Origin of the sequence: Brevibacillus sp. HB1.4B (assembly GCF_013284285.1) — a bacterium.
GTDB classification, from domain to species: Bacteria; Bacillota; Bacilli; order Brevibacillales; family Brevibacillaceae; genus Brevibacillus; species Brevibacillus porteri.
Window position 1 is genome coordinate 171,340 of sequence record NZ_JABSUT010000006.1, and the last position, 25,225, is coordinate 196,564.

19 protein-coding genes are annotated in these 25,225 nt (G+C 47.1%); 8 read left to right on the plus strand and 11 right to left on the minus strand.

The window, feature by feature from the left end; translation table 11 throughout:
- Positions 1-36: 36 nt before the first annotated feature.
- From HP398_RS16530 to HP398_RS16540, 3 genes are all read right to left on the minus strand, one after another.
- Positions 37-2,757, minus strand: coding sequence for an S-layer homology domain-containing protein (locus HP398_RS16530; RefSeq protein ID WP_173623151.1), 2,721 nt, complete (start codon positions 2,755-2,757; stop codon positions 37-39).
- A gap of 164 nt (positions 2,758-2,921) precedes the next feature.
- A complete protein-coding gene (locus tag HP398_RS16535) occupies positions 2,922-4,730 on the minus strand; it encodes a helix-turn-helix transcriptional regulator (RefSeq protein WP_173623152.1) in 1,809 nt (602 codons plus the stop codon).
- Positions 4,731-4,734: 4 nt separating this feature from the next.
- A complete protein-coding gene (locus tag HP398_RS16540) occupies positions 4,735-5,322 on the minus strand; it encodes a sensor domain-containing protein (RefSeq protein ID WP_173623153.1) in 588 nt (195 codons plus the stop codon).
- Between the two features lie 265 nt (positions 5,323-5,587).
- Between HP398_RS16540 and HP398_RS16545 the strand changes: the two genes are divergently transcribed.
- From HP398_RS16545 to HP398_RS16560, 4 genes are all read left to right on the plus strand, one after another.
- Complete coding sequence (locus HP398_RS16545) at positions 5,588-7,582, plus strand: serine hydrolase domain-containing protein (protein WP_173623154.1); 1,995 nt, start codon at positions 5,588-5,590, stop codon at positions 7,580-7,582.
- A gap of 208 nt (positions 7,583-7,790) precedes the next feature.
- The gene (locus tag HP398_RS16550; RefSeq protein WP_173623155.1) at positions 7,791-9,779 is read left to right on the plus strand and encodes a serine hydrolase domain-containing protein; all 1,989 of its coding nucleotides are present in this window, start codon (positions 7,791-7,793) and stop codon (positions 9,777-9,779) included.
- Between the two features lie 74 nt (positions 9,780-9,853).
- Entirely contained in the window at positions 9,854-10,006 is a 153-nt protein-coding gene (locus HP398_RS16555; protein ID WP_173623156.1) for a hypothetical protein, read from the plus strand.
- Positions 10,007-10,222: 216 nt separating this feature from the next.
- Positions 10,223-12,226, plus strand: a complete 2,004-nt coding sequence (locus tag HP398_RS16560) for a serine hydrolase domain-containing protein (RefSeq protein ID WP_173623157.1) — start codon at positions 10,223-10,225, stop codon at positions 12,224-12,226.
- Positions 12,227-12,441: 215 nt separating this feature from the next.
- On the opposite strand, the gene HP398_RS16565 is transcribed toward HP398_RS16560, so the two are convergent.
- Genes HP398_RS16565 through HP398_RS16580 form a run of 4 tightly spaced genes read right to left on the minus strand, consistent with a single transcriptional unit; the run spans position 12,442 to position 17,092 of the window.
- The gene (locus HP398_RS16565) at positions 12,442-13,371 is read right to left on the minus strand and encodes a S66 peptidase family protein (RefSeq protein WP_173623158.1); all 930 of its coding nucleotides are present in this window, start codon (positions 13,369-13,371) and stop codon (positions 12,442-12,444) included.
- Positions 13,372-13,415: 44 nt separating this feature from the next.
- Positions 13,416-14,786, minus strand: a complete 1,371-nt coding sequence (locus HP398_RS16570; RefSeq protein WP_173623159.1) for a sigma-54 interaction domain-containing protein — start codon at positions 14,784-14,786, stop codon at positions 13,416-13,418.
- Positions 14,773-15,534 (minus strand): response regulator, encoded by a 762-nt coding sequence (locus tag HP398_RS16575; protein ID WP_173623160.1) that lies wholly within the window; start codon positions 15,532-15,534, stop codon positions 14,773-14,775. Before HP398_RS16575 ends, HP398_RS16570 begins: the two co-directional genes overlap by 14 nt.
- Entirely contained in the window at positions 15,521-17,092 is a 1,572-nt protein-coding gene (locus tag HP398_RS16580; protein WP_173623250.1) for an ATP-binding protein, read from the minus strand. Before HP398_RS16580 ends, HP398_RS16575 begins: the two co-directional genes overlap by 14 nt.
- A 97-nt stretch (positions 17,093-17,189) precedes the next feature.
- Between HP398_RS16580 and HP398_RS16585 the strand changes: the two genes are divergently transcribed.
- Positions 17,190-18,239, plus strand: a complete 1,050-nt coding sequence (locus HP398_RS16585) for a DctP family TRAP transporter solute-binding subunit (protein WP_173623161.1) — start codon at positions 17,190-17,192, stop codon at positions 18,237-18,239.
- Between the two features lie 5 nt (positions 18,240-18,244).
- On the opposite strand, the gene HP398_RS16590 is transcribed toward HP398_RS16585, so the two are convergent.
- From HP398_RS16590 to HP398_RS16600, 3 genes are all read right to left on the minus strand, one after another.
- Positions 18,245-19,699 carry a HAMP domain-containing sensor histidine kinase gene (locus HP398_RS16590; RefSeq protein WP_173623251.1) on the minus strand — a complete coding sequence of 485 codons (1,455 nt, stop codon included), beginning with the start codon at positions 19,697-19,699 and terminating at the stop codon, positions 18,245-18,247.
- Positions 19,668-20,354, minus strand: a complete 687-nt coding sequence (locus HP398_RS16595) for a response regulator transcription factor (protein ID WP_017247369.1) — start codon at positions 20,352-20,354, stop codon at positions 19,668-19,670. Before HP398_RS16595 ends, HP398_RS16590 begins: the two co-directional genes overlap by 32 nt.
- Positions 20,355-20,566: 212 nt before the next feature.
- The gene (locus tag HP398_RS16600) at positions 20,567-21,304 is read right to left on the minus strand and encodes a stalk domain-containing protein (protein WP_173623162.1); all 738 of its coding nucleotides are present in this window, start codon (positions 21,302-21,304) and stop codon (positions 20,567-20,569) included.
- 248 nt (positions 21,305-21,552) lie between these two features.
- Here HP398_RS16600 and HP398_RS16605 point away from each other — a divergent pair, with 248 nt between their 5' ends.
- Entirely contained in the window at positions 21,553-22,845 is a 1,293-nt protein-coding gene (locus HP398_RS16605) for a dicarboxylate/amino acid:cation symporter (protein ID WP_173623163.1), read from the plus strand.
- Between the two features lie 49 nt (positions 22,846-22,894).
- Here the strand turns inward: HP398_RS16605 and HP398_RS16610 are convergent, their stop codons facing one another.
- The gene (locus tag HP398_RS16610) at positions 22,895-23,149 is read right to left on the minus strand and encodes a hypothetical protein (protein WP_017247372.1); all 255 of its coding nucleotides are present in this window, start codon (positions 23,147-23,149) and stop codon (positions 22,895-22,897) included.
- A gap of 326 nt (positions 23,150-23,475) precedes the next feature.
- On the opposite strand from HP398_RS16610, the gene HP398_RS16615 reads away from it, so the two are divergent.
- Together HP398_RS16615 and HP398_RS16620 are read left to right on the plus strand one after the other, a co-directional pair.
- Positions 23,476-23,973, plus strand: coding sequence for a cation:proton antiporter regulatory subunit (locus HP398_RS16615; protein ID WP_017247373.1), 498 nt, complete (start codon positions 23,476-23,478; stop codon positions 23,971-23,973).
- Between the two features lie 2 nt (positions 23,974-23,975).
- Positions 23,976-25,208, plus strand: coding sequence for a cation:proton antiporter (locus HP398_RS16620; protein ID WP_017247374.1), 1,233 nt, complete (start codon positions 23,976-23,978; stop codon positions 25,206-25,208).
- Positions 25,209-25,225 lie beyond the last annotated feature (17 nt).

The window sequence follows — 25,225 nt, forward strand, 5'->3', positions numbered from 1 at the left end:
AAGTTGGAATAAGCCTTTCGCAATTTATGAACAGTATCAAAGCTGCAAATATAATCGATATAGCATTCGGGCAGCTTCCCCGCGAGTGACAGCCTCGCCAGCTCTAATCTGTTTATCCGCAGGAACATCGATCAAGCGCTGTTTCACAGCCAAAGCCATCGTTGGTTTCGCCCATTCGGAAATCGTGTGTTGGTCTGTGAATTGATTCAAGTAGTCCTCTGTATTCGAAGGGTAATAGTAATTCTTCTTTTCATGTAATGATCTTGCGCCAATCGCAGCCATTTCTTCCCGGGATATGGTATGATCCGGCCTAAATGTGCCGTCTGGATAACCTTTCACGATATCCTTTTTTTCGGATGAAGCGATAAATGGAACATGCCATTGTGGCGGATTCACGTCTGAAAAGCTCTCCGTCGCTGTTTCGTCCAAAGCGTAAAAAGCTCTTACCAGCATCGCCGTGAACTCAGCACGGGTAAGCGGTGAATCAGGCTCAAAGTTGCCATCTTCTTTCCCAGTTACGATTCCTTTCGATCCCAGAAATTGTACGGCTTGCTGTAGCTCAGGATCCCGGTTGTCAATATCAGGGAACGTTTTGGTATTATCGTCCACGAAATACGTTCCGGAACGGTTTATTTCGGCTTCCATGCCGTTATTGTACGGATTGAACTTTCCACCGATAGGCTGCGTGCTTTTCCCATTCGAATAGAACACGCTATTATTTGTCGCGTCCGCCTGATTTGCAGGCAGAATGAGACGGATGTTGCTTGATACGTTCGAAAGCTCCTGCCCTTGTTCATCTAAAAATTGTACATGATATCCGCCGTTATTGTTTTCGACCAAGCGAATAACGATAACCGGGAGCGAATGGAACAGGCGATTTACAGTCGCAAGGTTAAACGTCAGTTTCGCATCCCCCGCATGGACGGTAAGATAGTCGACATCCTTACGATTCGTGAAGCTATCCTTGTAAAGCTTGATTGTAAAACCGTTTTGGTCAGGCAACGACAAAATTTCCCCATTCACGACCAACTCCCTAGCAAGAGCAATGTTGTTTTCCGATAGCGTCTGCTCCACCGCATTCTTAGCCTTTCGCGCATTGTCAGCTACGCGGTCAATCAAGTCAGAAGTAATGACGAGTTGGCCGTCAACAAGCTTTGGCTTTTCGCTGCTTGCGGCTGTAATCACAAGCTCTCCTGCTTGGGTCAGTCCCTCCACAATAAACGGACGCTGTCTGTCAGCGACAGGTACCGATCGGACGGCAGTGTAGTACGTATCGGACAACGTGTTACTGTCGACGACGTACAACAAAAAGGAAGCGGTCACGTCCGGAGAACCAGCTCTGCTTGCAGTTGCCCGTACAATGGTCTGCCCGGGTTTGTTCGCTTTTACGACCTGTGTGCCATTCACATTCGATAAGGTTCCTATACTCGGATCGTCAATGGTGTACGCCATTTTTGTCCCGGGAAGCAAATTATTTACCGCAATGAACTGTTTGTTCCCAGGTTGCAGCATCGTAATATACGGATAGAGACTCATTTCCGGCGTAGTTCGTATCACAGGCTGAGCTGTTGCTCCAGGGTGATTGCCCGTTGGTTTGTCTGCTGTCCTAGGGCGTTCGGCTGTTGGTTTGTCTGTTTTCACTGGGCGATTGCTAGTTGCCGTTTCTCCCGTGAAAACAACTAGCTTCGGCAAGGCAATCGAATCTGCCCAAGCCCACAAAGTCTGATCCTTTTTTACTACATAGTAATACCTTTTGGGTGGGGAAAAGTCGCTATGATGTATAGAAGCGATGTCCGTAAGCTCTGGGAAAACTTTATGGTTGTTGTCCACTGACCAAAGCTGATCGTCCTCTCGGAGGGCATAAGCTTCGTCGATATTCCGATCTCGAATGGAATCCAATTGGACCATCGTTCGCGCGTCTTTTGCTGCATGCAAATACAAGGGATGCTTATTCGTATCAGCGGTTGACCAAGACAAGACTGTGCCATCTTTCATATAAGCATAGCTGGTAGAAATGCCCGGCTCTATCCTGACGATATCAGCAAATCCGTTCATCTGCTCTGGACTTGTGTTTTTCGAGCGGTTATTCGGCAGATACGAGTTTGCCTTCCACCTCCAAACCGTACCGTCCTTTTTCACAGCGAATACGATGCCATTCGCCATTTTTATGGATACGACATCATCTAGTAGCTTTGTTCGGACTGTAGTAGGTGAGCCACCCTTAGTGGTACCTATTTCACTTCCCAAACTCCATACGGAACCGTCTGATTTTAAGACGAACAAGACTTTGTAGGCACCCGTATAATGGGCGACTAGTGACGTTCCATTTTTCAAGTCTTTGATTTGCCGCGGAACACTTGCAGAACTCGTTTCAAGGGTAGTGACGGGGGCGGCGTCCCAATACCACACCGTACCGTCTTTTTTTAGCGCCGCATAGTTAACAATATAGTTACCCCGGGCCGATTTCCTTTTGACTGTCATCTCTTTGACATCCTGCAAGCCCGGAATTTGCATCAGCTTGGCTTCATAGAATGGATCTGAAGCACTCAGAGGATGTCCATAGATGTACCAAGTCCATACGCTTCCATCTTTTTTCGACAGTAGCACATTATCGTTCAGGATGTGGTAATCCTCCCCGATACGTGTATACTGCTGTTCGTAAACGTCTCTTGTGTCGTTCCCTTTGGCTTGAACCGTATTAGATTGCGCCGTCAGGATTAACACAAGGCTTAACAATGCTGCCATCCATCGTTTCATAGTTTTCCTCCACCAATACTCTCCTTGATAGTCTCCTTGCTCTGTCTCTTTAGATTTCCATAATTTGCACCACGCTTTATATTAACAGAACAAGAAATATTTACAATGAACTACCTAATCAGGAAAAGCAAAAAGCCAGGGCTACTCTCCCTGGCTGTCATACGTTACAGAAGTCCTTCCTCTTGCCCTTTTTGTACCGCTTCATCCCGATTCCGCACACCGAGCTTGTCATACAAGGCAGACGCATAGTTACGCACTGTCCCATCTGACAAATACAGCTTGGAAGCGATCGTTTTATAGCGCATGCCTTGGGAGAGCATCTGCAAAATCTCCTGCTCCCGCTTCGTTAAACCATAAACATTCTCGTCTTTTTCGCTTATTTTCGATGCAACGAGTAAATCTTCCTGTTCGTTTACTGGTTGTGCATCCAGCATTTTATGAAACAGGTCCTGTGCAATCATCGTACCACCGCGATGGACGAGGCGAATCGTTTCCGCAAGCTCACGTGATTCAATCGATTTCAAGAGATAGCCGTCTGCACCACTGCGCATAATTTCCTTGGCTTTTTCCGTATCTTGAAACGTAGACAGGACAAGAACACGAATACCGGGCCATTTTTCCTTGATTCGTTTTGTCGCAGTGATCCCGTCCATATTCGGCATCTCCAAGTCCATCAGCACCAGGTCTGGTTCCAGCTCCTCGCACAGCTCCATAGCCTGCGCCCCATCCTCTGCCATCCCGACTACCCGCAGGTCTCGCTGTCCCTCGAGTATGGTGCGCAAGCTTTCCCGAATAAACGAGTGATCATCGACGATAAACAAACGAATGATTTCATCCGCGCTCTCTACCAGCCTCGGCACAAAACAAGTAATGATCGTTCCTTCTCCCCGCTCTGAGTATACGGATACTCTTCCTTGCAAATGAGCGGCCCTCTCTTTCATCGTCGTGATCCCGAAACCATCCTTCCAATTTTCCATCCCGTGACCGTTATCCTGTACTTCCAGCCTCGTCTGTTGCGGCTCAAAATAGAGAGAAACGACGATGTCCGTAGCCTGCCCGTGGCGTACCGCATTCGTCAAAGATTCCTGTAAGCAGCGAAACATAGTCATTTTCACCTGCTTACCAACAGGATACTCTTCTCCGATCGCACGAAACCGTACATTTACCTTTGCATGTGTCTGAAACTCCTCCGCAAGCTGCTTCAGCGAATGAACGAAGGGAAGCGTTTCTTGCGGTGACCCCATCTGATGCAAGTACCCTCTCACTTCCTTCATGCCGTTTCTCGCAAGCTTCAAAAGGGAGTCGAGCTTTTGCGTCCCTTCCAGCGACACCACATCCTGACGCAAGGTTTCCAGCCCCATGATGATCGAGACATAGGAATGCCCCATTGTATCATGTAGGTCCTTGGAGAGTCGGTCCCGCTCCTCCAGCAGAGTCACTCTCTCGATTTGGGTGAGGTATTGCTCCAGCACACTGTTTTGCTTGCGAATAATTTCATTTTGCCGATGGTTGACAATGAGCAAATGAAAGGCAAACCCCAACACATAAGCAAGCCCGACTTGCGGAAAAATCTCGAACACATCAATTTTCCGCGAGAAAAGCACAATCAGCAGTGGAAGGAAAACAATCGTAATGGGAGCCGACCAGCGAAACGATTTCTCCGCACTATTGGCGGCAATCAAAAAAGCTGGCATCAAAAAAGTAAGGTACGCCTCCGGAAACAAAGACGTGAGATAAATCGATAATCCGCCAAACAAGAGCATTTCAGCTATCAGATAGTAGCGATAGCTCAGCATTAAACAAATCCACGGGACGGAAAACACCATTATTTGCCACAAAATAACAATCCATAAGGGCAGCGTAAGAGAATCTCCCCATTGTATTGTCGTAACGGTGAGTGAAAAGCAAATGAGCAGACGTAAAAAAAGCATCACCCAGTCATACCATGCCCATTGTTTTACGATCTCTAGCAAACCATCATCTCCTAATTGCTTTGAACATCAAGCGAGTATACCCTCCAATTAATTTTACCAGTCCGTTCCCAATCTTGGAGCACCCGATCATGAGTATGAATCCTAAACTCATGATTTGCAATGCCTTCAGCTCTGAATCCACTACGCTCCCTAAAAAATTTATCTCTATGAAATGATAGAGCAACGGTACGATCGCAAAACATACGGGTGCAATGTAGATAAGTACTCCGACCACCAGGCAGATACAGCCTATGACAAATTTCTTCATCAGCCAATAAATGGATATCCAGTTTCTCTCATCCGTTAATTCCGCTTTTGCCTGCTTCCATTGATTTCCCGCTGCTCTTTGTCTCATTGCCAACGGTTCTATGGAAATATCGGTATAAATCTTCGTCTGAATACGTTCATACTGGACAAAGGTTTGAGTTGTACGCAACACATTGGTGAGCAAAGGAATTCCCACTACGGTAAATGACAAGGCCAAGCCAAGCATGATACTGACCAAGTAAAAACATAAATAAAATACTCCCGAGACGAATGTAAACAGCAAAAAGATAACATTTTGAACGTTACGCATAATCGCCCTTTTCATCTAAGCTAATTCTCTCCTATCTATACCTTTTCCGACACGATGATGACGGTCTGCCCTTACCGTAATCCACTGCGCGTCACATGAGCCAGTACCAAAATGTCATATGACAGGCTAAGTCATGTCATTTCATCAAAATCATTTTGTAAGTCGGAAAAGTGATGACAGGAAGTAACTACCGAGTATGACACGAGCTTTGCCATACTGTGCTCGAGCGCTCACTCTAGGAGTCGCTGCGGTGTTACCAACACAAAAAGGAGAATCGCACATGAAAAAAGTGATACAAAAAATGAGTCTCGTCGTTTTTCTTCTCTCCACCACCTTGATTACCGCATGCACACAGCCGCTCGGTGCCATGGAATCAAATCAGACTGCTTCCAGCATAAACGGACCGGTGGATGCCAAAGAAGTAGAAGCGTTTGCCGATCCACTGTTTGCAGAGAAAATGAAAAAATACAATGTGAATGGTTCCAGCTTTGTTGTCGTACGTGATGGCAAGGTCATCGTGAACAAAGGCTACGGCTTCGCTAACAAGGAAAAGAAAATCCCTGTTGATAAAGATACGGTGTTCCAAATTGCCTCTGTATCGAAAACCTTTACCGCTTTGGCTGCCATGCAGCAAGTAGATGCAGGCAAAATTGACCTGCATGGCAATGTAGAAGAATATCTCGGTGGGCTAAAGATTCCTAATACGACAGGAAAACCGGTCACCATGTACGACTTGCTTACCTACACAAGTGGCATCGATTTGCCTGATGGCATTGCCATTACCGGTGCAAAGTACATTGATCAGGACATCTCGATGGATGAATACCTTCCAAAGCATATGCCGACTGTCATCCGACCACCTGGCGAGGCCTATACGTATGATAATTCTGGATTCTTACTTGCTGGTTACGCCGTGGAAAATGCAAGTGGAATCCCCTTTGCCGAGTATATGGATGAAAAAGTGTTCAAGCCTCTCGGAATGACCTCGACCAGTGTACGCTTTAAGCCTGAGCTTTTGAAGAGAATGGCTGCCAATTACGTCGGTCGTAAAGGAGAGCTTCGTCCTCCAGAAGGGCGCACTCCAACTGATGGTCCACAGGGAAGCATTCTATCAACAGGCGAAGACATGGCCAAGTATATGATCATGCAACTGCAAAACGGAAAATTTGACGGCAAGGAAATCGTCAGCGAAAAAAGCATGGACTTGATGCATACGTACCAGGTTTTCGCGGATAAGGACATCCCGATCACAACCGTAGGCTTTGAAGGCTATTTCCCAGAGCTGGCAAATGGTCAACACGTTGTTTTGAAGGGTGGAAACATGCCTGGGCATTCTTCCTTGATGGTATTGGTCCCGGAACAAAAAACCGGCTTTTTTATGTCCTACAACAATGATTCGTTTTTAAGCTCCGATATTTACAAAGAATTCATGGATCATTACTTCCCAGAAACAAAAGCAACGGTAGAGCCTGTTTACTTGCCCTTGAGTGAAAAAGATGCGCAAAAATATTTCGGGATTTATCAAAATACGCGTATTTATTCGTCCCGCACTTCTATTTCCTATGAGAATGGCTCACTCATGTTTGAGGATGAGATAAACGGAAAACAAAAGATGCGCATGATTCACCCATTGCTGTTTGTAGATGAGGAAGGCGAAAAAATCGCGTTCAAGAAAGACCAAAACGGTAACATCAAATACTTCTATTATGCTTCACCAAAAGGTGCTGCACTCGTTGCTGATTCACAAAAAATGGAGGTGACACAGACCTACTCAGACGTCCCTACCAATAGTCGCTATAAGAGCTATATCAACAATCTCAACGCTCTTTCCATTATGGGAGCAAAAACAGGAAGCAAATTTAATCCTACAGGGACCATGACACAAGGCGAATTTACTGACGCCCTGATCAAAGCACAAGGCCAGTACGTATTTGCCGGAAGTGAAGACGGGATTAGACAACAATTAGCCACGGGCATCCCTAATTTGAACCCATCGGCACCAACCACAAGACAAGTCGCTGCTGTCATGATCCAAAATTTGAAGCAGCTTGAACCAATGGCAAACACCAAAACGAAGCTGCAAGATACAGCCGATGCATGGGCAAAAGATGCGATCACTGCACTTGTTTCACAAGGCATCGTTGATCCTGATACGAAGGTTGGCGCAGATGGCTCTTTCAAATTCCGTGCAAAAGATTTACTGAAGCGTCAAGAAGCAAGTGCCTTGCTTGATTTAGCGTTTGGCTACTATTCGCTGCCGATTAAACGAAACTAACTCCTCTCTGAGCCAGTGCCAAAACGTCATATGGCATGTCAAGTCATGTCATTTCATCACAGAGACAACAACTATTTAGTATATCGGAAAAATGATGACAAGAAGTAACTACCGAGTATGACACGAGCTTTGCCATACTGTGCTCAAGCGCTCACTCTTAGAGTCGGTGCGTCAAACCGTGTTGCCAACACAAAAAGGAGAATCGCATATGAAAAAAGTGATACAAAAAATGAGTCTCGTCGTTTTTCTTCTCTCCACAACCTTAATTTCCGCATGCACGCAGTCGCTCGGTGCTGTGGAATCCACTCAGGCTGCTTCCATTGCTGCCCAAGGACCGGTGGATGCCAAAGAAATAGAAGCGTTTGCCGATCCACTGTTTGCAAAAAAAATGAAAGAACATAATGTGACTGGTTCCAGCTTTGTTGTCGTCCGTGATGGCAAAGTCATCGTGAACAAAGGCTACGGCTTTGCTGACAAGGAAAAGAAAATCCCTGTTGATAAAGACACGGTGTTCCAAATAGGCTCTGTAACGAAAACCTTTACCGCTTTGGCTGCCATGCAGCAAGTCGATGCGGGTAAAATTGACCTGCATGCAAATATAGAGGAATATCTCGGTGGGCTAAAAATTCCTAATCAGACAGGAAAACCAGTCACCATGTACGACTTGCTCACCTACACACCCGGCTTCGAATTGCCAGACGAAACTACCTTTACCGGTCCACAATACATCGGGCAGGACATCTCTATGGATGAATTCCTTCCAAAGCACATGCCGACCATCATCCGACCACCTGGCGAAGTCTATACGTATGATAATACAGGATTCTTACTCGCTGGCTACGCCGTGGAAAAAGCAAGTGGAGTCCCCTTTGCCCAGTATATGGATGAAAAAGTGTTCAAGCCTCTCGGAATGGCCTCGACCAGTGTACGTTTGAAGCCTGAGCTCATGAAGAGAATGGCTGCCAATTACGATCTTAATGGCGAGCAACGTCCGCTAGAAGGACACGCTCCAACTGATGGTCCACAGGGAAGCATTATATCAACAGCAGAAGACATGGCAAAGTACATGATCATGCAGCTGCAAAACGGAAAATTTGACGGTAAGGAAATCGTCAGCCAGAAAAGCTTGGATTTGATGCATACGCACCAGGTTTTCGCGGATGACATCCCGATCACAACCGTAGGCTTTGAAAACTATTTTCCAGAGTATACAAATGGTCAGCACGTTGTTTTGAAGGGCGGAAACATGCCAGGCCATTCTTCCCTGATGGTATTGATCCCGGAACATAAAACCGGCTTTTTCATGTCCTACAACAATGATTCAATGGTTAGCGCTGATATTTACAAAGAATTCATGGATCATTATTTCCCAGAAACAGAAAAAAAAGCTGAGCCTGTTTACATGACCTTGAGTGAAGCGGATGCGCAAAAATATTTCGGGCTGTATCGAAATACGCGTGCCTATTGGACACGCACTTCTATTACCTATGAGAATGGATCACTCGTGCTTGAGGGTGAGGCAATCGGAAAACAAAAGCTGCGAATGATTCGCCCATTGCTATTTGTAGATGAGGCAGGAGAAAAAGTCGCGTTCAAGGAAGACAAAAACGGTAACATCAAATACTTCTATTATACAGCGATGAACGGCATGAGCCTTGTTGCCCATTCACAAAAAATGGAAATGAAAAAGACCTACTCAGACGTCCCTAACACTAGCAGCTATAAGACCCATATCAACAACCTCAGCGCCCTTTCCATTATGGGAGCGAAATCAGGAAGTAAATTTGATCCCACAGGGACCATGACACAAGGCGAATTTGCTGACGCCCTGATCAAAGCAGAGGGCCATTACGTCTTGGCCGGGAGTGAAGACGTGCTTAGACAGCAATTGGCCGCAGGCATCCCTAATTTGAACCCATCGGCACCAATCACAAGACAAGTCGCTGCTGCCATGATCCAAAATTTAAAGCAGCTTGAACCAGTGGCAACCAGCAAAGTGACGCTGCAAGACACGGCCGACGCATGGGCAAAAGATGCGATTACTGCTCTTGTTTCACAAGGCATCGTCGATCCTGACACGAAGGTAAACGCAGATGGCTCTTTCACATTCCGCGGAAAAGATTTACTGAAGCGTCAAGAAGCCAGTGCCTTGCTTGACTTAGCATTTGGTTACTATTCATTGCCGATTAAACGATAAGCATCCTTTTCCTCTTTTTGGGATAAAGTAGGGATTTGTTGTATACCCTACTCCTTTGAGGGAGGTGACTGGTCGTGGAAAATAGCGATAAACACAGGGGACAAGCTGAGCAAAGAGTTTCGAGTGACTTGAATGAGAAGGAAATCGAGCTTCAGCATCAATATCAAATGTTCCCTACCCCAGATGAAAAACGTGCTTCAAAAGTAATTACCGAGTTGAAAGATTAATAGCTACTCTCCCCCACTTTAAGGCTGTCGAGCAACTCGGCAGCTTTTTTCATTTGCTCCGTAATCCGCTGAGCATGACATGAGCGAGTGCCAAAATGTCATATGACACAAAGTAACTACCGAATATGACGCGAGCTTTGCCATACTGTACTTAAGCGCTCACTCTCGGAGTCGGTGCGCCAAAACGTATTAGCAAAACCCAAAGGAGAATCCCACATGAAAAAGGTTTTTCAAAAAATGAGTCTCACGATTTTTCTTCTCTCCACGACCTTGATTGCCGCATGCACGCAGCCGCTCGGTGCAATGGAAATAAATCAGACTGCTTCCATTGCTGCCAACAACATAAAAGGACCTCTGGATGCCAAAGAAGTAGAAGCGTTTACCGATCAACTGTTTGCAGAGAAAATGAAAAAATTTAATGTGAATGGTTCCAACTTTGTTGTCGTCCGTGATGGCAAGGTCCTCGTGAACAAAGGATACGGCTTCGCTGACAAGGAAAAGAATATCCCTGTTGATAAAGACACGGTGTTCCAAATTGGCTCTGTAACGAAAACCTTTACCGCCATGGCCGTCTTGCAGCAAGTCGATGCGGGCAAAATAGACCTGCATCATAATGTAGAGGCATATCTCGGCGGGCTAAAGATTCCCAATAAGACGGGAAAACCGCTCACTCTGTACGACATGCTTACTTACTCAAGCGGCTTCGATTCTCCTGACATCACTACCTTTCTCGGTCCACAATACATCGAGCAGGACATCTCGCTGGCTGAATTCGTTTCAAAGAATAATATGCCGTCCGTCATCCGACCACCTGGCGAGGTCTATTCGTATGATAATACAGGATTCTTACTCGCTGGCTACGCCGTGGAAAAAGCAAGTGGAATCCCCTTTGACGAATATATGGATGAAAAAGTGTTCAAGCCTCTCGGAATGTCCTCGAGTAGCGTACGCTTGAAGCCTGAGCTCTTGAAGAGAATGGCTGCTCATTACCGACCTAATGGCGAGCCACATCCGGCAGAAGGATTCATTCCAAGTAGTGCTCCGCAGGGAAGCATTCTATCAACGGGAGAAGACATGGCCAATTACTTGATCATGCAGTTGCAAAACGGAAAATTTGATGGCAAGGAAATCGTCAGCAAGAAAAGCATCAACTTGATGCATTCTTACCAGATTTTCGCGGAAAAGGACATGCCGGTCACGACAGTAGGCTTTGAAAACCTTTATAGAGAGCTGGCAAATGGTCAGCACGTTTTTTTCAAGGGTGGAAACATTCCTGGACATGCTTCCCTGATCGTATTGATCCCTGAACAAAAAACCGCCTTTTATATGTCCTACAACAATGATTCGGACATGAGAGCCGATATTTTCAAAGAATTCATGGATCATTATTTCCCGGAAAAAGAAAAAGCAGAGCCTGTGTATTTGCCCTTGAGTGAAAAGGATGCCCAAAAATATATCGGACTGTACGAAAATACGCGTGGCTTTTGGACCCGCACTTCTATTGCCTACGAGAATGGCTCACTCATGCTGGAAGATGCTACAAGTGGAAAACAAAAGCTACGCATGATTCATCCACTGCTGTTTGTAGATGAGGAAGGCAATAAAATCGCGTTCAAGGAAGAGAAAAACGGTAACATTACATACTTCTATTATTCCACGCCAAATAACGTCACACATGCCGTTGCCCATTCACAAAAAATGGATAGGAAAGAGACTTACTCAGACGTTTCTAACACCAGTAGCTATAAGACCTATATCAACAATCTCAGCGCGCTTTCCATTATGGGAGCAAAAACAGGAAGTCAATTTGATCCTACAGGGACCATGACACAAGGCGAATTTATTGACGCTCTGATCAAAGCACATGGCTGGTACGGATTTCCCGGGGATGAAGCCATCAATAGAAAGCAATTGGCCGCAAGCATCCCTGATTTGAACCTTTCGGCACCTATCTCAAGACAAACCGCTGCTGTCATGATCCAAACTTTGAAGCAGCTTGAACCTGTGGCAACCAGCAATGTGAAGCTACAAGACACAGCCGATACATGGGCAAAAGATGCGATCACTACGCTTGCTTCACAAGGCATCGTCGATCCTGATACGAAGATAAGCGCAGATGGCTCTTTCACATTCCGCGCAAAAGATTTGCTGAAGCGTCAAGAAGCAAGTGCCTTGATTGATTTAGCGTTTGGCTACCATTCTTTGCCGATTAAGCGGTAAGCATCTATGGCAAACGCGCTTCAAAAGTGATGACTGAGTTGAAAGATTAATAACTACTCTCCCCTATTTTAAGGCTGTCGAGAAACTCGGCAGCCTTTCTTCGTCCAGAAAAAAGAATCCGCTTATAGAAGACGGATTCTCGCCAGTACCTATCATTTTCTAGTAATTGCTGCGCTTCCCAACGAACAGGTATTTAGAACACACTCTCATTCTCACTATATCGTTACACTCTCTTCAATCACCAGTTCACCGTTTGTCGCATCGAGACTAGCCTCTACGCCCAGAGGGAGAGCAATGTTGCATGCACCATGCCCGATCTGAATGTTCCAGATGGTCGGTTTTCCGTACGGCACGACGATATTTTGAAACACATCCCAGACAGAGAAGCCTTCGCGCTTTTTCGGCTCACAATCGGTCCATGTCCCGATGACGACGCCCGCACAATCATCAAACAAGCCGCCTTGAGCAAGCTGTGTCAGCATGCGGTCAATCCGGTACGGCTCTTCGTCGATATCTTCGAGGAACAACAGCTTGCCTCTCGTATCGAGCTGGTAAGGCGTCCCCATCAAAGCAGAGACGAGGGCGAGATTCCCGCCGACTACGGGTCCAGCTGCCTTACCTTCGACGAGACAGACGATTTCTTCCCCCGGCGGATTAATGATCGCTCCCAATGGCTCGGGGCGAGTCATGGCACGCAGCAAATATTGCTTGGACCAGTCATCCAGTCCATGTGCGATGTCTGAGGTTGCCATCGGTCCGTGAAGGGTAGCCAGATTCGCACGCTGTCCGAAAACGGTATGCAGCGCGGTAATGTCGCTGTAGCCGATAAACAGCTTCGGGTTTTGGGCGATGAGGTCATAATCGAGCAAGGACAGTATTTGCGGGGAACCGTAACCGCCACGCATGCACATGATCCCGTCTACTTCCTCGTCGACGAACATGGCATTCAGCTCAGCCGCCCGGTGCTCAGGAGTTCCCGCCAAATACCCACCGTACGCTTCTCGGCACGTATCCGATATTTTCACCTTGTATCCCAAACCTTGCAGCTCTGCCATTGCTTTGTTCAGCACTTCTTCTGTAGCAGGACTAGAGGTTGCCACTACTCCGATTGTATCTCCCGCTCGTAATGCTTTCCCTTTGTTCATCTGTCCAGTCTCCTCCTCCGGGTTCTCTCCCCATTATCGTACATCTATGTCACATGGTGTAGCCATTTTCGCAGCTTGCGACTTGCAGACGGCTGACTGATTCCGAGCGCTTCCGCTACCTTTGTCGTCGTCTTATGCTGCTCATACGCCCGGTGCACGAGCTGGCGTTCCACCTCATCCATGGCATCCTGCATCTGCATTACACGATCGACCTTGATCCCTTTGTTCACACTAGTCTCTTGGTTATGAATATAACGCGGAATTTGCGCGGGCGTAATGAGGACATCGTGAGACGTGACGACGAGCCGTTCCACCACATTTTCCAACTCCCTCACATTGCCAGGCCAATCGTATTCACTGAGGATGCGATAGCAGGTATCTGCGAGCTGTCTTTCCAAACAGTACTTTTGCGAAAAAACATTGAGAAAGTAATGAACAAGCACGGGTATCTCTTCCTGCCGTTCGCGCAGCGGCGGAATTTCCAATGGTACCACGTGAATACGATAGTACAAATCCTCGCGAAACTTGCCTTCCTTGACCATTTGCCGCAGGTTTTTATTCGTGGCTGTGATCAGCTTTACATCTACTTTTCGCGAAACAGAGCTGCCTACGGGCGTAATGGTTTTTTCTTGCAACACATTCAACAGCTTCACTTGCAAGGAGAGTGACATTTCCCCGATCTCGTCCAAAAACAGCGTGCCTCCGTTTGCCTTCTCAATTAAACCTGCCTTACCATCTTTGAACGCTCCTGTAAAAGCACCCTTTTCATAGCCAAACAGCTCTGACTCCAGCAATGTCTCAGGAATGGCTCCGCAGTTGATATGCACGAATGGCTTGTCCACCCGCGGACTGCACTCGTGGATGTATTTTGCCAGCACGCCTTTTCCGACACCTGATTCTCCCAGAAGGATCATGGATGATTCTACCTGCGACAGTTTTTTGGCCATCATCGCGACCTGCTCCATGGACTGACTGCGGTAGATCAAGCTCGTCTCTCCTTTTTGTCTGTTGTTCTCCTTCGTCATTTCACTCTGCAAGACCGTGCTGACGTACTTGACTTCATGTAATTCCTGCTGGAGTTGCTCCTGGCTCGTGATATCAATGAACGTATGGATCACTCCGCTAAAATTCCCGTCCTGATCCCAAATCGGTGTGCCTTCCACAAAAAGCTTGCGATTTTTACGGGTGGTTTGAATCGTGTGTACCTTTTTCTTGTCGCGAATGACCCGCATCGTAATCGTTGGAGCAAAATAGCCGAGGTGATGAAACTCCTCGATACGCTTGCCCATCATCTCCCTGGGATCGATTCCGAAAAATTCTTCATATCGTTCCGAGCCATACAAAGTCCTGCCTTCTGCGTCTGTTACGTGCACGATATCAAACAGCGAACCTATCAGGGCTTCATAATCGACCATGGCGCTCTCTACCTCCCGTGCCCCCCGCATCTTGTGGAGTGACACGTACATAGCGATTCGTCGGTCTGCCTACCCCACCATAGCTGACATCCATTCTGACACTCCCGCTCTTCTCCAGATAGTCCAAATACCGTCTGGCCGTCACTCTCGCGATCCCTACGCGTTCGGCCACGTCATCTGCCGAGAGCGGCTGACTCTCTTTCTCGATCTGGCGCATGATTTGCTCCATGGTGACAGCGTGCAGTCCCTTCGGTAGCACTGCCCTGCCTGTAGTGGCATCGGCTTGTTCTTTTTCTGGACTTTTGCGGAATAACAGCTGGTCGACCTCATCCTGGGATGCGGTTCCCTCCCAATCAATCCGTCGGCGAAACTCTCGATAGTTTTCCAGCGACTGCTTGATCCGTTCAAACTGAAACGGCTTGATAATATAGTCCATCGCCCCATTGCGCAGCATGGACTGAATCGTGGTCTTGTCCTTTGCAGCTGTCACAACGATGACGTCCACAGCATGTTTGGCGGCGCGCAACTCCATCAGCGTTTTCACCCCGTCCTGGATCGGCATGAAAATATCAATGATCACCAAGTCAGGTGTGAGCTCATTCACTAGCTTGAGTCCATCTGCCCCGTTGGCTGCAATTCCGACCACGACAAAGCCCGGAACGCGCTCTATGAACTGCTTGTTGATTTCCTGTACCATCGGATCGTCTTCCATTATCAGTACACGAATGTTGTCGTTATCCTTCTCCATGGCTCTCCACCTCCCCCATCGGAAACGTAATGAGAAAGCTGGCCCCTTCTCCTCGTGCTGAATGGCATACCAGCTCTCCTCCCCCTTTATTGACCAATTGATGTACCAGATGCAGACCAAGTCCACGGTGCGCACGTTCTTTCGTAGAAAATCCCCGTTCCAGCATGCGTCGGCGCGTCTCTTCGTCCATGCCGATTCCATTGTCCTCCACCAGAATGGAGCAAATCTCTTCGTCTTGCTCGATACTGATCATGATCTCCTTATCCTCGCGTTCGATTCGCTCCAGTGAATCAAAAGCATTCTCAATCAGATTCCCCAAAATGAGCACGAAATTATGATGATCCATGTACGGTGGAAAGCATTCCAGATGACTCCTGCGATCAATGACGACACGGATGCCCAGCTCTCTTCCGCGACTTACTTTGCCAATCAAGAGCCCAGATAAATTCTCATCCATGATCCGCGTCGTTAAAAAGGAGGTGAGTTCCTCCTGCTGCTCGTTGACCTCGAACAAATACGCGAGTGCCTTTTCATGCTGATGGAGCTGGAGCAAGCCTGCGATGGTATGCAAATGGTTCATGTGCTCGTGATTTTGTACCCGCAGTGCACCTACGAATTCTTTTACGCCTGTCAGCTCCTCCGCCATTCTCGCCACCTCTGTTCTGTCCTGAAAAATCGCAATCGCGCCGACGATCTTTTCATCGACCTTGATCAGAAAACGGTTAGACCAGAGCAGTGTATTGCCAACGTGAATTTCTGTGTTGGTAAAATTCTGGCGTAGCTCCAGCACTTCTGGTAATCTGGTGTCGTGCAGGACAGACCGTATGTGCTTGCCGAGCACCTCTCCTTCTATGCCAAAAATTTGCTTCGCTCTGTCGTTAAAGATCGTGATTCGCTCCCGATTGTCGATGGCGATAACTCCCTCATGCATGGCATGGAAGGTCGCGGTTCGCTCTACCAGGATTCGTGCGATTTCGTCCGGCTCTAGGTCGAGCATCTGCTTTTTCATGTGACGGGCCAACTGATAAGAGCCCCACACCCCGAACAATAAGGAGAAGAAAAAGGTCAGCGCGATATTGTTTCGCTCACTGTACAAGATCCCCCAAACATCCGGCATCACACGTCCGACCAAGACAACACCCACCTGCTGATGCTGGTCATCCATGATCGGCACGTAGGCCCGCAGAGCCGTTCCCATCTCTCCTTTGACTTTTTGAAAATAGGAGTGCTCGGCATAGGCCTCATCAACCGCAGGGTCCATAAACACGGTACCAATCCGCTCATCTATTGGGTCTGAGTAACGGACACGCTCCCTATTCAGTACGACGATATACGTCACATCATTGACGACGCGCAGGCTGTTTGCTGTCGGTTGGATGACCTTCCACCCGTCTGGTTCCTGAATGCTTTTTTGTACATTGGGAATCGTCGCAACCGTGCGCGCTGTGGTCATCAGCCGTTGTCCCAGTTGGGTTTCCGTAATCCGAATAATCCCTCCGGCCATGATCAAGTTTCCGATGATCAAGGAAAAAAGAACGATTCCGACGGAGAGTAGCATTATCTTCCATTTGATTGTTAATCGTTCAAACAGGTTCGTTCTTTCCTTTCCATTGGGTTTATACTCAAATTCATTAAACGTAAGCAGGTGTATGAAAATGAAATCGTTGGTAACCAGTACATTCATTGTCCTGCTCGGACTTGTGAGCGCTGTCATTATAGGCTTCAGATCAGATTTCCTGATGGAAAACAGAGGATACGACGAAGAACAGGTGGGGCTGTCCAATCAAATTATCATCAAGTTTAGCCATGTGATTGCGGAAAACACGCCAAAGGGTCTGACTATCGAACGCTTTTCCCAGCTAGTGAAGGAAAAGACAAACGGACGTGTTGAGGTACAGGTCTTTCCCAACAGTATCCTCCACACGGAGAAAACTGAGATGGCTGCCCTGCAAAACGGCGAAATCCAGATGATCGCCCCTGCATTCTCCTATCTGTCAAACACGATTCCCGAGTGGGCTGTCCTTGATCTGCCTTATCTGTTTCGATCGCAAGAGGATGTCGAAACGGTATTCAATGGGGAAATCGGCCAAATACTATTCGACAAGCTTGAAGATTCTGATATGAAAGGACTAGCCTTCTGGGGAAGCGGCTTTAAGCAAGTGACAGCCAATCGCCCGTTGATCATGCCTTCCGATTTTGTCGGCCAACGTTTGCGTATCATTCCAGGCAACGTGATCGAAGCTCAGTTTCGCACGCTTCAGGCAATCCCTGTAGGCTCTTCCTTCAATGAATTATACAGCATGCTAGCTGCCGGAAAAGTAGACGGCGAAGAAAATACGATCTCCAATGTGTACACCAAGCGGCTTTACCAAGTACAAAAGCACATGACCATCAGCAATCACAGCTATCTGGGCTACGCCGTCGTGATTAATAAAACGTTTTGGAACAATCTCCCCGCCGATATTCAGCAGGCTATATCGGAAGCGATGCAAGAAGCGACAGCTTACAATAATCAATTGACTGTTTCGATGAATGACAAACAGCTGCGCTTGCTCCAAGAAAATGGGGGAATGCACATCCACTTACAGACAGCAAAAGAACGTGCGGCCTGGATCACAGCGTTGCAGCCAGTCTACGACCAGTTCGCTCCGAGTATCGGAGAACCATTGATGCAGAAAATCAGAGAGCTCCACCAACGTCGGTGAAGCTCTCAATCAATCTCCTCGCTCTGCTCCTTGCGCATGGGCACAATCAGCGTAAAAACTGATCCCTCTGACGTGCTTTTTGCGAGGAGGAGATCTCCGCCAAGAGCCTTCGCCATCATGCGAGAATAGGATAGCCCCAAACCGAGCCCACGTACTTTGTCTTTTTTATTGCTTCCCCGAAAGAAACGCTCGAACACAAGTGGCTGTTCCTTTGCGGGTATTCCCGGCCCATCGTCTTTGACGTCGATTCGTAAATCCGTGTCCGTCTCGTAGAGAGTGAGCGCTATGCTCCCATTCTCACCAACAGCCTGTTTTGCGTTGTTCAAAAGGTTAATCAAGATTTGCTGTACACGGCCCGGATCGACATAGATCATCGTCTGCTTTTCCAGAACCTCAACGGTAAACGTGACGTGACCGAGGTCGTGGACAATCCGCCATTGTGAGGCGATCTCGCGGATCAGCTTGTTCACGTTTTGCTCTTCCTGACAAACGGTGATCGCTCCTACGGCAAATGAATTGAAGTCTAGCAAATCCTCTACCATTTTTTGCAGGCGCTTCGTTTCCTTCAAGCAGATTTCCAAAAACTCCTTCTGCTCCTCACCGGAAACCACCTCGTCGTTAATTGCCTGGATTAATCCACTAATCGACGTAACGGGGGTTTTCAGCTCGTGTGTTACTCCAGCCAAAAGCTCTGTTCGCATACTTTCCAGCTGCCGAAGACGGTCGGCCATTTCCGCAAACGTATGCACCAGCTCGTGAATTTCCTTTTCCTTGATCGTTTTATTGATCAAGACGTCGTAGTTTCCTTCTACGATCTGGCGAGCGGACATCACCACATTTTGAATCGGCTCAGACAGCTTCCGCGCATGAAAATAAATAACCGCCCAACCAAGCACACCCAAACTGCCCAGCATGATAACCAAATATTGGATTTCTTCTTTACCTACTTTGATATCTGTTTCTGGGAAAAGCAAGATCACCTTGCCAATGACTCGATCATTGTATTCCAAATTTTTCCTCACTACATACAGTGTCTCACCTGACGGATGCCTCACTTTATCCCACCTATCTGCCTGCTCCAACAACTCAGGTGCTGCCTGCTGCAAGGGAGGGGGAAGCTTGGTTGGTCGACTGTAAACGACCTCTCCTTTTACATCTTCAATGAACAAAATCAGGTTGCGATCAACACCCATAAACTTACGCCGATTATCTAATACCTGATGAAGTTTTTCCCCCACCAGAATATTTCCAACATCATCGACGACTCGATCAGCTACTTCCTCTGCAAACAATCGCGTGACCTCGATCTGCTTTTCAATCGCAGCGTACTTGATCCAATAAGCAGAGACAGCCCCAATGATGAGCAATCCGATCACGAGGGTGAGCAGATAGCGTGTGGTCCAATAACGCAGCAGCGATACAGGCTCATTATTTTTTATAAACACAGAATTGATACCCAACCCCTCTTTGCGTCTTGATCTCGCCCTCATGAACCGGCCAATTCTCCAGAGTCTTTCTGACTCGCTTGATCGCCAGGTCTACGGCACGGTCACTTCCCCCGTAGTCTATTCCCCATACTTGTTCAATCAATTGCTCACGGGTAAAGGTCTGATTCGGATTTTGTGCCAGAAAAAGCAGCAAGGACAGATCTCGCGGGTGAAACGTCAGTTCGAGACCATGCAACGTCACGTGATGGGACTGAAAGTTTATTTTCAAGCTTCCAAATAGTCGGGTCTCTTGATCTTTCACCAAAATAACAGAGCGCCGCAGCACCGCATTTACTCGCGCCACTACTTCGTCCGCGACAAAAGGCTTCGTTATGTAGTCATCTGCTCCTTGATTCAGGCCCTTGAGCTTTTGGTCTGTCTGGCCGAGCGCTGTCATGATAATGACCGGACAGGAGCTCTTTTCACGAATATACTGGAGGATTTCCCAACCATTGCGTTCAGGGAGCATGACATCCAATAGAACCAAATCCGGCTTTTTTTCATCAAAAAGCTGCACGGCCTCGATCCCGTCATTCGCTTGCCAGACCTCATGCCCTGCCTTTTGCAAGTAAGCCTTCAGCACGCGCGATATCACTAGTTCATCTTCTACCAATAAAATACTTTTCATATCTTCCCTACCTGATTTACAGACATATAATCATTCCTATTCGCGAATTCTCGCATGGTCCTCTATACTCTACGTACTTCTATTCTATCAGTTTACAACCTTGTATTAAAATTTGCCTTTGATGTTTTTGGAAAATAGGAAAAAAGCCTTGCATCCCATGTAAAGGAGCAAGGCTTTTTTTGTGAGAAACGTCCCCATAATGAAGAAATTAATTAGATTTCGTCATCTTCGAAAAAGATTTCTTCATCGCTGGCATCAGCGGAGAAATCGTGCAGGTTGTCGCCATCCTCGTCAACGATTTCGCCATCAATGTCAGCATCTTCGAACTCATCCCAAATGTCTTTTACTACACTTTCAACGAGGTCTTCGAAATCGGAATCATCCAGATCATCGTACTCGTCTTGGAACTCATCCAGGTCAACCTCAATTTCTACATCGATATCATCTTCATCGCCCTTCAGCGTGAACTTCCACTCGATATCTTTGAAGTCATCGTAGTCCTTGTCGAGTTGATCTTCCAGGTCGTCCAGGTCATCTTGGACATCATCGTCATCATCTCTGTTGCTCTTGCTGTTTTTCAAATCAGTAATCTGTTTGTTCAGGCTGTCAATTGTGCCTTGCAGGCTTCTGATTTGAGCATCACGTGCAGCCAACTCGTTTGCTTGTTGGGAGTTAGGCATGTCTTTTACCGTAACGGTGTACTTCGTGCCATCCCATGCTACATCCTTGTTGAATACGCCAGCCATCATGCGAAGTGGAATGTACGTGGTTCCGTTTACGATGAATGGTTCGATTGTAGTTGGAACAGCTGCGCCGTTATAAATAACTTTAATATTGTTGTACTTAGCTTGCAGATTCTTCGTTCCAGTCGCTGCTTGAGAGCTCGTCGGAATAAGCGTGGTAGTCAGAATCAACGCTGAGGCAATCGCCAGATATTGCTTCTTGAACATAGAAAATCCTCCATTCTCCCGGTTGTCTATTTCTTTCGTGTCACTATGTACATTTCCTACTTTACCTATCGTTCGTGTCGAGAGTATGTCAACAATTGATTTTTTCCTTTCCAATTTGAGGGGATTTCTGTGACCAAAAGGACCAAAACAACCAATATGACCGCATTATTTTCAATTTTCCAGCCAATTTATACAATGCGAAAAAGAGGAATAAAGCGTTTTCAAAACCTGGAGGAGGAACGAATTTCATGCGGATCAACTTTAGAAATCTGACCGTACAGGTTGTAATTGCCATCATTCTCGGTATCCTAGTTGGTCATTTTGCACCCAAATTTGGCGCAGAGCTGAAGGTGTTAGCCGACATTTTTGTCAAACTGATCAAAATGATCATCCCACCGATTGTCTTCTTCACTGTCGTAAATGGAATCGCCAGTATGGGAGACATGAAAAAGGTCGGAAAGATCGGCGGCAAAGCACTGCTCTATTTTGAAATCGTTACCACAATCGCATTGGCGATCGGACTGTTGGTTGTCAACCTGATCAAGCCTGGGGTAGGCTTTGACAAAACGGGCCTGACCAGCGGGGACGTCTCCAAGTACACGGAGGCTGCTGCTCAGAGTAACAACGGTTTTATTGATTTTATTACGGGGATCATCCCGGAAAATGTCGTCGGGGCTATGGCTAATGGCGAGCTGTTGCCTATTCTGTTCTTCGCTGTCCTGTTTGGTCTTTCACTCGCTGCCATGGGGCAAGCGTCCCAGCCTGTCATCAAGCTGTTTGATAAGCTGGCGCACGGATTTTTCGGTGTAGTCAACATGATCATGAAGGTTTCTCCGCTAGCTGCATTTGGCGCAATGGCGTACACGATTGGCAAATTCGGCATCGGTTCGCTGACCAGACTGGGCCTTTTGATGACGGCTGTCTACATCACGATGTTTTTGTTCATTATTCTCATACTGGGCGGGATCGCGCGCTACTACAAATTCAGCATCTTCGCGTTTATCAAATACATTCGAGAGGAAATCCTGCTCGTGCTTGGCACCTCCTCCTCAGAATCCGCTCTTCCGAGAATGATGGATCGGCTGGAGAAGTACGGCTGCTCCAAATCCGTTGTCGGTCTGGTCGTACCGACGGGCTACTCGTTTAACCTGGATGGTACCTCCATCTATTTATCTATGGCTGCCATTTTTATCGCCCAGGCCTATGGCATCGAGCTCAGCTTCTGGGAACAGGTCACCCTTTTAGGAATCCTGATGATTACGTCAAAAGGGGCTGCCGGTGTAACAGGTTCTGGTTTCATTACACTCGCCGCTACCTTGGCAGCCTTCCCTGTCATTCCGGTCGAGGGCATTGCGCTCTTGCTCGGCGTTGATCGCTTCATGTCAGAGGCTCGTGCCATTACGAATCTGATTGGAAATGGCGTAGCTACCGTGGTCATAGCCAAGCATGAAAATGAGTTCCATCCGGGACGCGTCCAACAAACAGACGAAACCGCCATCGAGTCGGACAACGATTCAGAAGCAAAACCGATCACGGCCTAGTCCATATAAAAAAGAGGTTCTCCTACTTCAGAGAGAACCTCTTTTTGCTTTAGTCATTTGGCCATGTCTTACGAAGCTCAACCTCGAATTGGCGCAGGTGATTAATTCGCTTCTGTGCTGCCTGATACTCCTCCTGCCAGCCCTCTTTCTCGCGCTCTCTAATCAGCTCCGCCTTTTTCTCCAGTTCCTTTACCTCATTGCGCAATGCGATCACGATGTCTAATAGCTCATCCATATCCATGGACCGCATGTCTTGAATAAAGACCCATTCAGCTTCTGTTAATCGATACTGTTTGTTCGCCATGTTTCATCATCCTTAAAATAACCTCTATACGAAGCCCACTCATGAGGAGTGACCTTGTTTTAGAGGAAAGTTAATATTCCTGTCCATTTATAAGTGTGTCATTTTTTAATGAAATTGTTTCATTTTGAAGAAAAATGACGTCATTTCGTGTATAATAGTGGATGTAGGTATGAATGTCGACAATAATCCGCATAACAGGGGGGATTATTACTAAAATATCACCGGAATGGATATAATTCCAAATAATTATTGACGACTTGTTGCTCACTGAAAAAAAGAGCAGCTATCTATGCCAATACAGTGTTTTGCGCAAAGGAGGATCTTATATGTTCTCTATTAGAGAATCCGATTTACCAGGAATCGGTAGGAAGTACCAGGTCGAAACCAGAAGTGGCGACAAGCTGGTTATCGTCATTCACGATGACGGCCGTCGGGAAATGTATCACTTTGACCGTGATGATATGGACGAAACAATCTCCATGGTTACCCTTGACGATGATGAGGCGAGACAAATTTCTGCCATCGTAGGCGGCTTGACGTACAAACCATCTGCACTGGAAACAGTCGAGGTTGCTTTAGACAAACTCATGATCGAATGGTACAAAATTGAATCGAACGCTCCTGCCATTGGCAAGACGATTGGGGAACTCAACATTCGTCAAGAAACAGGCGCTACCATCATCGCTGTTATCGAAAAAGACCATAAACAAACGATTAATCCCGGCCCCGAGTATGTCCTTAGTACAGGATCTACGTTGGTCGTTGCAGGTGAACGGAAGCAGGTGAAGGCTCTCAAGACTATTCTCAGCAACGGAGGTGAGTGATATTGGAGCACATCGTTTTTGAAGTCGGTCTTGCCCTCGCACTCATAGCAATTGCGGGGTTCCTCTCCATGAAGTTAAAATTCTCCATCGTACCCTTCTACATTCTCGTCGGGATGATCGTGGGTCCACACGCTCCCGACATCGGCTTGTTTGATCTCCGCTTTATTGAAAGCGCCCCGCTCATCGAATTTATGGGCAGACTTGGCGTACTCTTCCTGTTGTTTTACCTCGGACTGGAATTTTCGGTAGGCCGTCTGATCAAGGCTGGTCGATCCATTGCCGTAGGCGGTACGATCTACATCGTGATTAACTTTACCCTCGGCCTCGTATTTGGTTGGGCCGCTGGCTTCCCTCTCAAAGAGGTATTGATTATCGCCGGTATTACCACTATTTCCTCCAGTGCCATTGTGGCAAAAGTACTGGTGGATCTCAAACGTACAGCAAATCGCGAAACAGAGATGATCTTGGGGATCATCATGTTCGAAGACATATTCTTGGCCGTCTATATCTCGATCGTGTCCGGCTTGGTGCTAAGCGGTGCAACCTCTCTTGCTGGCGTACTCTCATCCGCATTGATTGCACTCGGCTACATGCTCCTCCTCATTATCGTAGGCCGCAAACTCGTACCTTTCCTGAATCGGGCATTGAACATCAAATCAAACGAAGTGTTTATGATTACGGTGTTTGCCGCTCTGTTTCTGATTGCGGGTTTTTCCGAAACGATCCATGTTGCCGAAGCCATCGGAGCTTTACTCGTAGGTCTCGTCTTGGCAGAAACACAACACATGAAGCGCATCGAGCATCTCATCCTGCCGTTTCGTGACTTCTTCGGAGCCATGTTCTTCTTCAGCTTCGGTTTGACAATTGATCCATTGGAGCTGGGTGGAGCCGTATGGTTGTCCATTGCGGCAGTCGCCATCACCCTTTTCGGTAACGTCGTAGCCGGACTTTTGGCTGGACGCAGTGCCGGATTGTCTCCCAAGGCTTCTACCAATATTGGACTAACCATCGTCTCTCGCGGTGAGTTCTCCATTATCATGGCTAATCTCGGAAAAGCGGGCGCACTCATGGAAATTTTGCAACCATTTGCGGCTCTTTACGTTTTGATTCTCGCCATTTTAGGTCCATTGTTGACCAAGGAATCTAAGCACATTTACAAGTTGCTCAATGCTGTGTTTCGTCTGGATCGAAAGGCACCACTCAAAGAACCAGATAACAAAGCAGACGCTGGATAATAGGAGAGACATGACTA

Excerpts from the sequence above, each read along its gene's own strand:
- HP398_RS16550 (WP_173623155.1), top strand. The coding sequence starts at position 7,791 with ATGAAAAAAGTGATACAAAAAATGAGTCTCGTCGTTTTTCTTCTCTCC.
- HP398_RS16540 (WP_173623153.1), bottom strand. The coding sequence starts at position 5,322 with ATGAAAAGGGCGATTATGCGTAACGTTCAAAATGTTATCTTTTTGCTG.
- HP398_RS16570 (WP_173623159.1), bottom strand. The coding sequence starts at position 14,786 with ATGGTCGATTATGAAGCCCTGATAGGTTCGCTGTTTGATATCGTGCAC.
- HP398_RS16575 (WP_173623160.1), bottom strand. The coding sequence starts at position 15,534 with ATGGAGAAGGATAACGACAACATTCGTGTACTGATAATGGAAGACGAT.
- HP398_RS16585 (WP_173623161.1), top strand. The coding sequence starts at position 17,190 with ATGAAATCGTTGGTAACCAGTACATTCATTGTCCTGCTCGGACTTGTG.
- HP398_RS16615 (WP_017247373.1), top strand. The coding sequence starts at position 23,476 with ATGTTCTCTATTAGAGAATCCGATTTACCAGGAATCGGTAGGAAGTAC.
- HP398_RS16600 (WP_173623162.1), bottom strand. The coding sequence starts at position 21,304 with ATGTTCAAGAAGCAATATCTGGCGATTGCCTCAGCGTTGATTCTGACT.
- HP398_RS16565 (WP_173623158.1), bottom strand. The coding sequence starts at position 13,371 with ATGAACAAAGGGAAAGCATTACGAGCGGGAGATACAATCGGAGTAGTG.
- HP398_RS16595 (WP_017247369.1), bottom strand. The coding sequence starts at position 20,354 with ATGAAAAGTATTTTATTGGTAGAAGATGAACTAGTGATATCGCGCGTG.
- HP398_RS16560 (WP_173623157.1), top strand. The coding sequence starts at position 10,223 with ATGAAAAAGGTTTTTCAAAAAATGAGTCTCACGATTTTTCTTCTCTCC.
- HP398_RS16545 (WP_173623154.1), top strand. The coding sequence starts at position 5,588 with ATGAAAAAAGTGATACAAAAAATGAGTCTCGTCGTTTTTCTTCTCTCC.
- HP398_RS16610 (WP_017247372.1), bottom strand. The coding sequence starts at position 23,149 with ATGGCGAACAAACAGTATCGATTAACAGAAGCTGAATGGGTCTTTATT.
- HP398_RS16605 (WP_173623163.1), top strand. The coding sequence starts at position 21,553 with ATGCGGATCAACTTTAGAAATCTGACCGTACAGGTTGTAATTGCCATC.
- HP398_RS16580 (WP_173623250.1), bottom strand. The coding sequence starts at position 17,092 with ATGCTACTCTCCGTCGGAATCGTTCTTTTTTCCTTGATCATCGGAAAC.
- HP398_RS16530 (WP_173623151.1), bottom strand. The coding sequence starts at position 2,757 with ATGAAACGATGGATGGCAGCATTGTTAAGCCTTGTGTTAATCCTGACG.